Below are 14,363 nucleotides of genomic sequence, written 5' to 3'. Positions count from 1 at the left end.
GGCCCGCCGCAGATCGCCGTGGTGGTAGGTGCGGGTGCTGGTCATGACAGCAGATTACGCGGAATCTAGGCATTGACAAGTTAGGGGGGCCGGGCGCACTCTGGGGATCTAGTCACTGGCAAGATGCCTGTGGTTGCGGAAGGCGGAGACATGTCCGACGAGCTGGGTCGCGCACGGCAGATGTGGCACCTCCTGGAGCCCCTGCACGCTGTCCTCTACTACGCGCCGGAGGCCTTCGAGGAGGCCGCCGCGCTCGGCTACCGGGTCGACGAGCGCTGGCCGAGCTACTTCGCCTGGCGGGCCGCGCCGCTCGGGGACGCAGGGGCCGACCGGGTCGCCGGGGCCTTCTACAGCTTCAGCCCGGCCATGGTGGGCGAACACGTTCCCGCGGTCTGGTCCGTCGCGTCGTCCGAGTCCGTGCTCGCGGCCCGGACGCGGGCGGTCGACCGCGCGTACCGGACGCTGCTGGGGGAGGCGTGCGCCGCTCCGGGGACGGTCGAGGCGGTGGCGCTCCTGCGACGCGTCGCGCGGGCCGCCGACCTGACGGACCGCCCGCTCGCCGCGGCCAACGCCGCGCTGACCTGGCCGGACGAACCCCACCTCGCGCTCTGGCAGGCGGCGACCGTCCTGCGCGAGCACCGCGGTGACGGCCATCTCACGGCGCTCGCCCACGCGGAGCTCGACCCGGTCGAGTCGCTGGTGTCCTTCGCGGCCGTCGGCGCGGCGGCGCCGGAGGTGTTCGCGAGCCGGGGATGGAGCGGGGCGCAGTGGGACGAAGCCCGTCAGCGGCTGTTCAAGCGGGGGCTGTTGAGGGACGACGGCATGGCGACGGACGCGGGCAGGGCGCTGCGCGCCGAGGTAGAGCGGCGTACGGACGAGGCGGCCGCCGCCCCGTGGCGGGAGCTCGGGGAGGAGGAGCGGGAGCGGCTCGTCGAGTTGCTGGGGCCGTTGTGGGTGGCGGTGATCGGCTCCGGGATGCTGCCCTCGGAGACGACGCTGGGCATCGGCAAGGTGTGATTCGGGCCGCATCCGGGGTGAACGGAGGTCATGAACACGTCGCGGCGGGGAAGACGTCCGTAGCATTCCCGAGTTGGTTCGGCTTTCTCCCCGTCAGGACGGCTTCGAGTGATATCTTCCCGCGCTTACCGAGTGATGGTGCCCGCCCTCGGCGTGGCCACTGTGCTGGCCCTGGCAGGCTGTGACCCCGAGAAGATCACCTCCGGCGCCGAATCTCCGGGCACCGGCTCGAGCGGTGGCGGGGGGCCGGTCACCGGCTTCGGTGCCAGTCCGCTCGACAACGCCGACGGCACGAAGCCGGGCCTGGCGCCCCTCACCTCCGACGCGGACAGGGCGGCGGCCCGGAAGGTCATCGAGAAGGTGGCCACCAAGGGGCGCGGCCCGAAGACCGGGTACGAGCGGGACAAGTTCGGGTACGCCTGGAAGGACTCCGTCGACGGCATACCGCTCTCCCGCAACGGCTGCGACACCCGCAACGACCTGCTGGCCCGGGACGGCAAGAAGGTCGAACTCCGGTCGGGGTCAGACTGCGTGGTCGTCGCCATGACGCTCAAGGACCCGTACACCGGCTCGTCCATCGAGTGGCGCAAGAAGCAGGCCACCAAGGTCCAGATCGACCACGTCATGCCGCTGTCGTACGACTGGCAGATGGGCGCCGCCCGCTGGAACGAGGCCAAGCGGCAGCAGATCGCCAACGATCCGCTCAACCTCCTCCCGGTGGACGGCCCGGCCAACAACGCCAAGCGCGACTCGGGCCCCGCGACCTGGCTGCCGCCGTACAAGCCGGTCCGGTGCTCGTACGCGCTGCGGTTCGCCCAGGTCTCGCTGAAGTACGAACTCCCGGTCACCACAGCGGACAAGAAGGTCATGCTGGAGCTGTGCGGCGGCTGACCCTGCTCGCGGGCGGGGCGCCCGCCGTGCCGGACCTGTGAAGGAACGGTGTACTGTACGGCGTCCGAATCCGTCGGGCGTCTGTGCGAACGGCCCCGGCCGTCGCGAAGCGGGCGCGCCCGCGTCCCTCCCGTAAGGAACAGAGCGTGAAGTCTGCTGTGCCCGTGGCCGCCGAGGTGGGCCCCCGTCCGGCGACGGCGGTGATGACGGCGGCGTCCCGAGTCCTGCTGGCCGCGGTGCCCCTCGTCACGCTCGGCATGCTGTCCTTCGTGCCGTCCCTCGTCGTTGCCGCGCGGCGGCGACGGGCCTCCGACTGGCTGGTGTGCGCCGGGTTCACGGCCGCCAACGTGGCCTGGGTGATCTGGGCCGCCCTGACCCCGGCCGAGACGCGGGGCGCGGAGTTCGCGGCGGACCTGCTGCTGGTGCTGGTCACCACGCTCGGGGCGGCGGCGCACGTCCTGTTCGCCGGGTCCGGGCGGCGCACGGCCGGCCCTGTCGCCGCCGGCCCCGTCGCCGCGGGTGCCGAGTGAAGACCCGGCGCACCTGGCGGGGCGTCAGGCCCGAGCCGTGGGGCCGCCGGTCCGGCGTGCGGCGGTTGCTCGACGGATCGGCGGAACTGCTGCGCGGCCGCCGAGGCGCGTGGGTGGGGGCCGGGCTGCTGCTGGTGGTCTGCGCCGTCGTCGCCGCATGGCTGTTCAGCGGCGACGACGAGGCGGCGAGCCCGCCGGACGCCAGGGCGCGCCAGTACCGGGACTTCGACGCCTGTCTGCTCACCGGGGAGGACGGCATCACGGCCGGGACCACCGCGGCCGCCGTCTGGCAGGGCATGGAGCGCGCCTCCGGCGACAAGCGGGTCCGGGTCACTCATGTCCCGGTCATGGGCGAGCAGTCGGCGGCGAACGCGCTGCCGCATCTGAACGGCCTGATCCAGCGGGACTGCGAGGTCGTGCTGGCCACCGGTCCGGCCCAGACGGAGACCGTGCGCAAGGCGGCGGGCGGCCATCCCCGGGTGCGGTTCGTGGTCGTCGGGCCCAAGGCCGGGGAACGGGGTGCGGCAGTCGGCAACCTCACCGTCGTCGCCCCGGGCGACGGGCTGCCGGACGAGGTCGCCGAGGCCGTTCGACGGGCCGTCAAGTCCGCGCGGTAGCAGCTGATATGCCGGGATGAGCGCTATGAGATAAAGATCGCATAAGATCATGCGGGAATAAGTAGATCTTGTGCGTGCGGGTGAGGCAATCTCGCGAGGCCATATGTAGGTCTTGTGAAGAGAAAGCTGCCCCGATGCGTACTCGATGGCGAAGACCATCATCGTTGTTCCCCCCGGGCCCGGTAGGGCGTCGCAGGGCGCGCGGTACGGCACTTGCCGTACTCGTCTCGTTCTCGTGCATGCTCACCACCGAGACGGCGTCCGCCGCCGGTGAGACCCTTCCGGCGCTCTCGATGCCCCGGGTGTCCCTGTCCGGTCTCTGGGAGTGGCTGGACGAGTCACCCCTGCGCACCCCCGACCAGCAGGGCGGCACCGCCCGCGGCAGGAGTCACACCGCCACCGCCGACCAGACCCGTGGCGGACTGGGCGTGGGTCACCGCGCGGGCAAGGGCAAGGGCGAACTCGCCGCCTACCGGCGGGCCGAGGGCCGTCCCGGCAAGGCCGTCACCGAGCCCGCCGCCGGCAACGCCAAGAGCTTCGACGCGAAGACCAGCAAGCGGAACGCGAAGAAGTCCACCGCGACCTCCGACTACTTCGTCAACGCCGACGGGTCGACCACGGTCCGGCACTACGCGAGCCGGTCCAACTTCAAGGCCGCCGACGGCGCCTGGAAGCCGATCGACACCGAGCTGACCCAGGACGCGGACGGCAGGCTCCGGCAGAGCGCCAACTCGCTCGACGTCGAGTTCGCACCCGACGCCACCGACCAGCAGCTCGCCTCCGTCGACTTCGGATCGGGCCGCAGCCTCGCCTACGCGCTGCGCGGCGCGAAGAAGGCCGCCCCCACGGTCGACTCCGACAACACGGCGACGTACGCCGATGTCCTGCCGGACACCGACCTGCTGCTCTCCCCGCTCGCCGACGGCCTCAAGGAGCGGCTGGTCCTGCGATCGGCCGACGCACCCAACTCCTGGCTGTTCCCCCTCGACCTCAAGGGCCTCACCCCGCGCATCGCCGACAACGGCGACGTCCGGTTCACCGACGGGGACGGGGAGGTGACGGCCACCATTCCCCACGCCTTCATGGAGGACTCGCGCACCGACCCCCGCTCCGGCGACGCCGCGACGTCCCGGGCCGTGACCTATGAACTGACCACCGCCGACGGCAAGCCCGCCCTGCGGCTGACCGCCGACCGCGACTGGCTGGACGACCCCGCCCGGGTCTATCCGGTCACCGTCGACCCGACCATCGCCGCCGGCAACTCGACGTACGCGCAGAGCACCATCGGCGGTGACCACTCCACCGAGAACCAGATCAAGGTCGGCAGCTACGACGCCGGCACCAACAAGGCGAACTCGTTCCTCCAGTTCTCCTCGCTGGGCACCACGCTCAAGGGCCAGCGGGTCACCGCCGCCACGCTGAACGTGTACGCGATCTGGTCCGCGACCTGCACCGCCGAGCCGTTCTCGGTGAGCCCGGTGACCAAGTCCTGGACCCCGGCCGGTGTCACCTCGTACCCCGGTCCGGCGTACGGCGCCGCGATCGGCACCGCCACCGTCGCCCCAGGAGCCTCCTGCAGCAACGACGCGGGCGGCACCAACGACCTGAACGTCGGCGTGAAGATGCCGGTGAAGCTGTCCACAGGATGGTTCGACGGCGTCGCGACCGGCAGCGCCAACTACGGCCTGGCCCTGACCGCACCGACCGGCGACGGGCTGCACTGGAAGAAGTTCCACTCCGACAACAGCACCAAGGCGGCCTTCCGGCCCGCGCTGGATCTGACGTACACGCCCAACACGGCGCCGCAGATCAACGCCCAGTACCCGCCGGAGAACCACCAGTCGAACACCCTCCAGCCGGAACTGCTGGTCTACGCCAGCGACGCCGACAAGTGGCCGATGCCGTCGCTGACGTACGCCTTCGAGGTGTACGACGCGGACACCGACAGCACCACGCCCGTCGCCACCTCCGGGGTCATCACCAAGAGCAGCTGGAAGATACCCGCCGGCAAGCTCAAGTGGAGCAAGAACTACGCCTGGTACGTCAGCGTCACCGACGGATACGACTCGGTGATGTACTCGGCGAGCCGCTTCGCCACCGCCGTACCGCAGCCACCGGTCACCTCGGGCCTCGCCCAGAACACCGACGGCCACGAGTTCGACCCGAGCGATGCCAACTACACCACCGAGGACACCGACGCCGAGATCGAGGTCGTCGGCCCCTCGCTGTCCGTGGAGCGCTCGTACAACAGCCGTGACCCGCGTACTGACGGGGCCTTCGGCGCCGGCTGGGCGACGGTCACCGACATGACGGCCGCCGAGGTGAAGGACGGCTCCGGCACGGTCACCAGCGTGGTGGTCACCTACCCGGGCGGCGAACAGGTCGCCTTCGGCCGCAACGGCGACGGCACCTTCGTGCCGCCGATGGGCCGGTACGCCCGGCTGGCACCGGCCGCGTCGGGCGGCGGCTACACGCTGACCGACAAGGACTTCACCGCCTACGCCTTCCAGCAGGCGGTGACGGGACGGGCCGGCACGTTCGCGATCTCCTCGATCAAGGACTACGCGAACCGTGCGGAGACCTTCACCTACACGGGCGGCAGGCTCAGCAAGGTCACCAACACCACCTCCAACCGCTCGCTGGCCTTCGCCTGGCAGACACCGGCCGGTGCCACCGCGCCGCACGTGGCGACCGTGACGACCGACGCCGCCAAGGCGGGCGACGCGAGCACCGCCCAGGTCTGGCAGTACGGCTACACCGGTGACCAGCTCACCAAGGTCTGCCCGCCCGCCGACCCCGCCAAGTGCACGGTCTACGGCTACGCGACGGGCAACCACTACCGCACCACCGTCATGGACGCGGACCCGTTCGCGTACTGGCGGCTCGGGGAGACCAGCGGTTCGGCCGCCACCGACACGATCGACCTCAACCAGGGCAAGTTCAACGGCCTCTACCGCAACGTGAGCCTCGGCGGTACGGGCCCGCTGGCCGGCTCCACACAGAAGGCCGCCACCTTCAACGGCACCACGTCGTACGTCGAGATACCCAGCGCCCCCGGCGCGACGCCCTCGTACACGACGGTTTCGCTGTGGTTCAAGACCACGCAGGCGGGCGGTGTCCTCTTCTACTACGGGGACAAGCCGCTCAGTGACGCCGACCCGGTCGCGAACACGAAGAAGAACACCCCGGCGGTGTACGTCGGCACGGACGGCAAGCTCCGCGGCTGCCTCGCCATGTCACCGGGGTGCATGACCACGACGGCCTCCACGGCCACCGTCACCGACGGCAAGTGGCACAACGTCGCCCTCACCGGCGCGGCCACCAGCCAGACGCTCTACCTCGACGGCGCCAAGCAGGGCAGTCTCGCCGGCACCATCAACGACTGGGAGCAGCCCTACATCTCCTTCGGCGCCGGGGTGAACACCGACGGCTGGCCCGCCATGAACGCCTCCGACAAGCTGGGGCACTATGCCGGGCAGCTTGCCGAGGTCGCCGTCTACACCGAGGCGCTCGACCCGTCGGTCATCACCGCGCAGTACCAGGCGGCCAACCGGTCCGCTGGGCTGCTCAACAAGATCACCACGCCGAACGGCAAGACCCAGTCCGCCGTCACCTACGGCACCACCGACGACCTGGTCCTCCAGGCCACGGACGGCGACGGCGGCACCTGGAAGCTGAACCCGGCCACGGTCACCGGCTCGTCCCAGGTCTACCGCTCCGCGGTGATGGGCTCGGCCCCGGCCGGATACTGGCGCCTGGACGACACCCAGGGCGCCGCGCAGGCCGCCAACGAACTGCACACCGGCTTCGGTACGTACAACAGCGTCACCCAGGGCGTGGCGGGGCCGTTCGGCGCCGGTGACGTCACGGCGGCGCAGTTCAACGGCACCAGCTCGTACGCGGAGGTCCCGTACGCGTCCTGGCACGGGCAGGGCGACCGCTCCGTCGAGCTGTGGTTCAAGACCGCCAAGCCCGGTGTACTGGTCGCCGACCAGGCCAAGGCCGTGAACGACGCGGCCGGGGCGAGCGGCAACTACAGCCCCGTCCTGTACGTCGGCTCCGACGGGAAGCTCCGCGGGCACTGGTACAGCGCGGCCGGCTCGGCCACCACGGAGTTCGGGTCCAAGGACAAGGTCGACAACAACGCCTGGCACCACGCGGTGCTCTCCGCGACCGGCACCAAGCAGACGCTGTACGTCGACGGCGTCAAGCAGGGCGACTACAGCGGGGCGCCGAACGACCAGGCCAACACCCGGACCTTCATCGGTGCGGGCTTCGCCAAGGGCTGGAACAACCCGCCCGCCGACGTCAGCTACTTCACCGGCTCCATCGCCGAGGTCGCCGTGCACGCGGGCGGGCTCACCGAGGAGCAGGTCGAGCAGCACTGGTCGGCGTACAAGGCCTCCGCGGGCGTCGCCCCGGTGCGGACGGTGAAGCTCACCGACCCCACGGAGAAGACGCTGACGTACGTGTACGACGCGGAGATGGGCAACCGCCTGCTCACCGCGATCGACACCAACGGCAAGCGGACCACGTACGGCTACGACACGGCGGGCTTCCTGCACACCGTGACCGACGCCAACGGCAACCGGTCGGTCACCGGCCACGACATCCGCGGCAACACGGTCTCCCAGACCATGTGCCAGGACACCGCGGCGGGCAAGTGCGCCACCGACTACTACACGTACTTCCCGGACGCCACGACGGCGTTCCCGCCGATGGACCCGCGCAACGACCTGGTGCTCACCGAGCGCGACGGCCGTTCCTCGGGGCCGGCGGACAACACCTACCTGACCGCCTACGCGTACGACACGGCGGGCAACCTCACCTCGGTGACGACGCCGCCGGTGCCGGGCCATCCCAACGGCCGGACCGCCACCACCACGTACACGACCGCCGCCACCCCGGCGGCCGAGGGCGGCACCGCCAAGGCGCCGGCCGGGCTGGTCGCCGAGGTGGTCACACCGGGCGGCCGGAAGACCGAGTACGCCTACTTCGCCGGCGGTGACCTCGCCGAGGTGACCGATGCCAACGGAGCGAAGGAGCGGAGCACGTACGACGGCCTCGGCCGTCAGATCACCAGGACCGAGGTGTCCGACGCCCAGCCGGGCGGCCTCACCACGACCCTGACGTACGACAAGGACGACCAGGTCGTCACCGAGACCGACCCGCCGGTCACCAACCGGGTCACCGGCGCCGTCCACACCGGGCGGACGACCACGGTGTACGACGCCGACGGCAACGTCTCCTCGCAGACGGTCGCCGACCTCACCGGCGGTGACGCCTCCCGCGCCACCTCGATCACCTACGACGCCTACAACCGCATGGCGTCCCGGACCGACCCGGGCGGCGACACCACGTCGTTCGAGTACGACGTGTACGGCAACAAGGTCAAGGAGACCGACCCGGCCGGCAACGTCAACACGTACACGTTCGACGGGGAGGGCAGACCCCTCACCACCAATCTGCTGAACTACACGGGCGACCCGGCGAACCCCTCACCGGCCACGACCCTCGTGCAGGAGTCCCGGGCCTACGACCCGGGTGGCAGGCTCGCGTCGATCGCCGACGCGATGGGCCAGGTCACCGCGTACACCTACACCGACGACGGACTCGCCGCCACGGTGACGCGCAAGGACCCGGTCAACAACCTCTCGTTCACCGAGGAGGCCAACACCTACGACGCGGCAGGCAACCTGATCAAGCAGGTCACCAACGACGGGCAGACCGTCTCCGCGTTCACCGTGGACGCGTCCGACCGCACCACGTCCTCGGTCCTGGACCCGGGCGGGCTCGCCCGGAGCACGAAGGTGAGCTACGACCCGGACGACAACGTCGTCTCGGAGAGCGACCTCGACCCGGCCAACGGCCGTACCAGCACCGAGGACACGCTCTACGACAACCTCGGCAACATCACCGGTTCCACCCTCCACGACGGCACCACCGCACCAGTGGCCCGCTGGAAACTGGCCGAGACCAGTGGCGCTTCGGCCGCTGACTCGTCCGGCGGGAACCGGACCGTCACCTTCGGCAGCGGAGTCACCCACTCCACCGAGCACGGTGGCGCCGCCGTCTTCGACGGCACGGCGAACGCCTACGGCCAGACGCAGGGCGCGGTGGTCAACACGGGAGGTTCCTTCACCGTCTCCACGTGGGTCAAGCTGAACTCCACCGCGGCCAACAACACCTTCCTGGCCCAGGCCGGGAAATCCGCCAGCGGTTTCCAGCTGTACTACTCCACGGCGTACGGCTGGACGTTCAACCGGCACAGCGCGGACATGTCGGGACCGGTCATCGTACGGGCCAGCTCCGGCACCGCCGCGGTGACCACGGGTACCTGGACCCATCTGACCGGTGTGTACGACCAGGAAGCGGCTCAGATCCGGTTGTACGTCAACGGCGTCCAGGCCGGCACCTCGACGGCGTTCGCCACCCCCTGGGATGCCACGGGCCCGCTCCAGATCGGCCGCAGGGTCGCCGACAAGGAGAACACCAACGGCGCGCTCAGCGACATCCAGGTCTACGGCGAGGCGGTGACCACGTCCCAGGTGACCGCGCTCAAGGGCGGCACGCTGCCGACGGCGGGCAGTTCCGTCCGCACCAGCAGCTGGAAGCTGGACCAGCGGGGCCTGCCGCTGGCGATGACCGACGAGAACGGTGTCACGACCGACTACGGCTACGACGAGGCCGGTCAGCAGACCAGCGTCACCGAGCCCGCCGTCAGCAGTGAGACCGGGGGCGGCACCCCCGTGAGCGTGCGGCCGGTCTCGATGACCGGGTACAACACGTTCGGGGAGGACACCGAGTCCTCCGACCCGCTCGGCAAGGTGGTGACGACGGCGTACGACGCCGAGGGCCAGGAGTCCTCGACGACGATGCCGGACTACACCCCGCCGGGCGCCTCGGCCCCGATCACGGCCGCGACCTGGAACGAGTACAACAAGCTCGGTCAGGTCACCGCCGAGGTCGACCCGCTGGGCAAGCGCACCGAGTACACCTACACCCAGCTCGGCGACCTGGCCTCGGTCCGGGAGCCAGGCGGCGCCACGACCCGGTACACGTACACGCCCAACGGTGACCAGCTGTCGGCCGTACGGCCCGGCGGCGCCCGCCAGGAGACCACCTGGGACTACCTGGGCCGCCCGGTCACGGACACGGACATCGTGCGCCAGCCGACCGAGCGGGCCTACACCTCCATCAACGAGTACAAGGCGCCCGGAGGTGAACTCTCCCGGACGGTCAGCCCGACCGGGGTGAGCGAGTCCTACAAGTACAACGTCCTCGGCGAGACGACGGAGGTGACCGACTCCGCGGGCGCTACCAGCCGCTTCACGTACGACATGGACGGCAGACCGCTCACGTCGGTGGACGCCGACGGCACCAGTACCGCCAACACCTACGACGGCTACGGCCAGTTGACCGCCACGAAGGACCTGGACGCGACGGGCAAGGTGCTGCGTACCAGCAGTTCCACCTACGACCGGGTGGGCAACCCGACATCGGTGACCGACTACCGGGGTCACACCGTCACGCTCACCAGTGACGCGACGGGGCTGATCACCAAGGCGGTCCAGCCGGTCTCGGAGACGGAGTCGGTCACCACGACCTTCGGCTACGACGCGGCGGGCAACCGTACGCGCTTCACCGACGGCCGCGGCAACGCCTTCCTCACCACGTACAACGCGTGGGGCATGGCGGAGAAGGAGATCGAACCGTCCACCCCGGCCCATCCGGACGCCGCGGACCGCACGTTCACGATGGTCTACGACGTCGCGGGCCGTCCGAAGGAGCAGCGCTCCCCGGGCGGGACCGTCGTCAGCAACGAGTACGACGACCGGAGCCGGCTGGTCCGCCAGCACGGCACGGGAGCGGAGGCGGAGACCGCCGACCACACCTACACCTATGACGAGGACGACCAGGTCACCTCGGTGGCGGGTGCGGGCGAGGAGAAGGACACCTTCTCCTACGACGACCGCGGTCTGCTCCTCTCCGCCAACGGCCCCTCCGGGTCCTCCTCCTTCGCCTACGACGGCAACGGGGCGATGACCTCGCGCAAGGACGCGTCGGGCACGTCGACCTTCGGGTACGACACGGCGGGCCGGCTGAAGACGGCCGTGGACGGGGCGACCGGCACGTCGATGACGTACGGCTACGACGTCGAGTCCAACGTGACGTCGATCGAGTACGGCCAGGGCAAGGGGAGGCGTGACTTCTCCTACGACTCCCTGGGGCAGTTGACCACCGACCGGCTGACCTCGCCGACCGGCAAGTCGCTGGCGTCGTTCTCCTACGGCTACGACCTCAACGGCAACGAGACGTCGAAGACGACGGCCGGTGTCGCCGGGGCGGGTACGAACACGTACACCTACGACTGGGCGAACCGCCTGTCGTCCTGGAACAACGGGAGCGCGACCGAGCAGTACGGCTACGACGCGTCGGGCAACCGGACGCGTGTGGGCGGTGACACCTACACCTACGACGCCCGCAACCGCCTCACCTCGGACGGGCAGAGCACGTACACGTACACCGCTCGCGGCACGATGAGTTCGGTCACCGACGAGGCAGGCGTGCAGACGTCGGTGAAGGCGGACGCCTTCAACCGGGTGATCAACGAGGGCGAGCGGACGTACACGTACGACGGCCTGGACCGGACGCTGAAGGCGACGGACGCCCAGGGCGGTTCGGTGTACGACTTCGCGTACAGCGGCGTCGGCAACGATGTGGCGTCCGACGGCGGTACGGCCTACAGCCGCAACGTCGACGGTTCGCTGCTCGGCATCAAGTCGGCGATCGGCTCGGTGCTCGCGCTGACCGACATCCACGACGACGTGGTGGGCCAGTTCACCGCGGACGGCGAGGCACTGACCGGGTCGACGACGTACAGCCCGTTCGGCAAGGTCGAGCAGTCGCTGGGCATGGTCGGGCGTCTCGGCTACCAGTCGGGGTGGACGGATCCGGAGACAGCCAAGGTCAATATGGCGGCGCGCTGGTACTCACCGGAGACGGGCCAGTTCAACAGCCGCGACACGGTGGGCATGAATCCGCTGCCGACGTCGGTGTCCGCGAACCGTTACGCGTACGCGGACCAGAACCCGATGACGGCGACGGACCCGACGGGTCACTGGCCGAGCTTCGTCGACAAGGCGATCAAGAAGGTCAAGAAGAAGGTCAAGAAGGTCGCGAAGTCGGCCTGGAAGAAGACCAAGACGGCCGTCAAGAAGGTCGCGAAGAAGGTCAAGGCCGCCGCGAAGAAGGTGAAGAAGGCGGTCAAGAAGGTCGTCAAGAAGGCCAAGCGTGTGGTGCGCAAGGCCGTGCACTATGTGGCCGACAGCGTCAAAAAGGTCAAGAGATATGTCAAACGCACGTACAAGCGCGTAAAGAAATACGTCCACAAGGTCGTCAAACAGGTCAAGAAGACGGTCCGCAAGGTGGCCAAGGCCGCCGTGCATGTGGCGAAGAAGGTGGTGAAGGCCGCCAAGAAGGTCGGCAAGGCCGTCAAGAAGGCGGCGAAGGCGACAGCCAACTTCGTGAAGCAGCACGCGTCGACGATCGCGGCGGTGGCCACCGGTGTGGTGGTCTTCGCGGGTTGTACGGCGGCGACCGGTGGCGTGGGTGTCATCGGCTGCGGAGCCCTGGCGGGCGCTGCGGCGAACGCGGTGGGCTACGCGATGAGTGACGGTCCCAAGTCGCTGGGCGGCTTCGTGACCGCGGTCGGCGTGGGAGCCGTGACCGGCGCCCTCGGCGGTGCGGCCGGCGGTGCGGCCTCCGGTGCGGTGGGCCGTCTGCTCGCCGGTGTCGGCGGCAAGGCGCTGAACGGTGCGGCGATGGGCGCGGCGGGCGGCGCCGCGGAAGGCGCGGTCGGATACGGCGTCTCCTGCGTGACCAGCGAGGAGGGCTGCAGCGTCTCCGGCGCGGCGAAGGCCTCGGCGGTGGGCGCGGTGACCGGTGGTGTGTTCGGCGCGGCGGCGAGCAGGTTCGGCCGCAAGGGCTGCACACCGCACAGCTTCACCGGTGCGACTCCGGTGGTACTGGCGAACGCCACGACCAAGCCGATCTCCGAGATCAAGGTCGGGGACTACGTCCTGACGGCCGAACCCGGCAAGAAGAAGAAGGAGAAGCACAAGGTCAAGGCGGTCGTCGTCACCAAGACCGACCGCGAGTTCGTGGACGTGCTCGTGTCCACGAAGTCGGGCCCGAAGACGATCCAGACCACCAATCACCACCAGTTCTACGAATCGACCAAGAACGCTTGGACCCAGGCGGCCGATCTCAAGGCCGGCCAGAAGCTCCAGAACGACACCGGTGGGCCCACGGTGGTGATCGATACCAAGGCCTACACGGCCAGCCGCACGACGTACGACCTCAGCATCGACGGCCTCCACACGTACTACGTGGTGGCGGGGTCAATCCCTGTCCTGGTTCACAACAACAACGCGGGCGCACCACAAGCCTGTCAGCTTCCGCTGTTCGTGCTGCGAGACGGAGAAGTCGCTTCGCCGAGCAAGATGGCTGCGAGTCGTGGCGGACCGACGGCGAAGAAGAACGTCCCCAGTTCGATTCGAGATGCGATGGTTGCCAAAGCGCAGGCAGAGGGTGACGGTACTCTGCAGTGCTGGCGTTGCGGAATGACAACCACCAACCCGGACAACGTCCAGATAGGCCATGTCAACGTGCCCAGGAGTAAGGGCGGCAACCTGGAGCCGGAGAACCTGTGTATAGAGGGCGCAGCGTGCAATAGCAGCGCCCAGAACCGAGGTGCTCCCTCCAAGGGGAAGTCATGTGCTGAGAGAGGAGGCTGTGGTGCCGGCTTCAGAAGATGGGACTAACCGCAGTAGCTTCGCTGGGATTCCACTCAAGGTGGAGTCCCAGCACGGGGCCACTGCCGATGAAGTGGTGGCTGTCACCCCAGTGAGCGATGGTCACTACCTTGTCTGTCTGTCACCTGGATTCTTCAGGGGCATCGCAGCTGGTGATGTGATCGCGTACGACGAGCGCAGCAAAAGCGCGAAGGTAGTCGAGCGGGGTGGGAACGTCGCCGTCCAAGTGTTTCACGCGGGAATTCCTGGCGATGTCATCGAATTTCTTAAGGAGAAAGCGACGGAGATCGGAGGACGGGTCGATGGTGAGCTCGATTCGCTCGTGGTTCTGACGTTTCCGGTCAAGGTCGGCTTTCCAGCGATCGAGTCACTCCTGGCCGCGCTTCCCGAGGCTGGGGTGGAGTGGGAGTATGGAAACGTGTTTGACGAGCGGGGAGAGCCTCTTGCCTGGTGGGAGGACACAACCTGACGCATGAGGCGTCGGAGGAGAC

The 14,363-nt window shown here is 69.2% G+C and carries 6 protein-coding genes; all 6 read left to right on the top strand.

Going from position 1 to position 14,363, the window contains the following annotated elements; genetic code table 11:
* The first annotated feature begins 150 nt into the window (after positions 1 to 150).
* On the top strand, positions 151 to 1,017 hold the full coding sequence (locus tag J1C73_RS26695; RefSeq protein WP_207318623.1) for an SCO6745 family protein: 867 nt from the start codon (positions 151 to 153) through the stop codon (positions 1,015 to 1,017).
* A gap of 135 nt (positions 1,018 to 1,152) precedes the next feature.
* Positions 1,153 to 1,908: an HNH endonuclease family protein gene (locus J1C73_RS26690; protein ID WP_207318626.1), complete on the top strand. Its 756-nt coding sequence runs from the start codon at positions 1,153 to 1,155 to the stop codon at positions 1,906 to 1,908.
* 146 nt (positions 1,909 to 2,054) lie between these two features.
* The gene (locus J1C73_RS26685) at positions 2,055 to 2,438 is read left to right on the top strand and encodes a hypothetical protein (RefSeq protein ID WP_207318622.1); all 384 of its coding nucleotides are present in this window, start codon (positions 2,055 to 2,057) and stop codon (positions 2,436 to 2,438) included.
* Positions 2,435 to 3,055, top strand: coding sequence for a type 1 periplasmic-binding domain-containing protein (locus tag J1C73_RS26680; protein ID WP_242644744.1), 621 nt, complete (start codon positions 2,435 to 2,437; stop codon positions 3,053 to 3,055). The genes J1C73_RS26685 and J1C73_RS26680 overlap by 4 nt, the downstream gene beginning before the upstream one ends.
* Positions 3,056 to 3,294: 239 nt before the next feature.
* Positions 3,295 to 13,881, top strand: coding sequence for a LamG-like jellyroll fold domain-containing protein (locus J1C73_RS26675; RefSeq protein WP_242644743.1), 10,587 nt, complete (start codon positions 3,295 to 3,297; stop codon positions 13,879 to 13,881).
* The gene (locus J1C73_RS26670) at positions 13,835 to 14,341 is read left to right on the top strand and encodes a DUF4265 domain-containing protein (protein WP_167523390.1); all 507 of its coding nucleotides are present in this window, start codon (positions 13,835 to 13,837) and stop codon (positions 14,339 to 14,341) included. The genes J1C73_RS26675 and J1C73_RS26670 overlap by 47 nt, the downstream gene beginning before the upstream one ends.
* Positions 14,342 to 14,363: the final 22 nt, after the last annotated feature.

Source organism: Streptomyces laculatispora (assembly GCF_017353455.1).
GTDB classification, from domain to species: Bacteria; Actinomycetota; Actinomycetes; order Streptomycetales; family Streptomycetaceae; genus Streptomyces; species Streptomyces laculatispora.
Note: the sequence above shows the minus strand (reverse complement) of the source record. Positions and strands in the feature narration are given on the sequence as shown.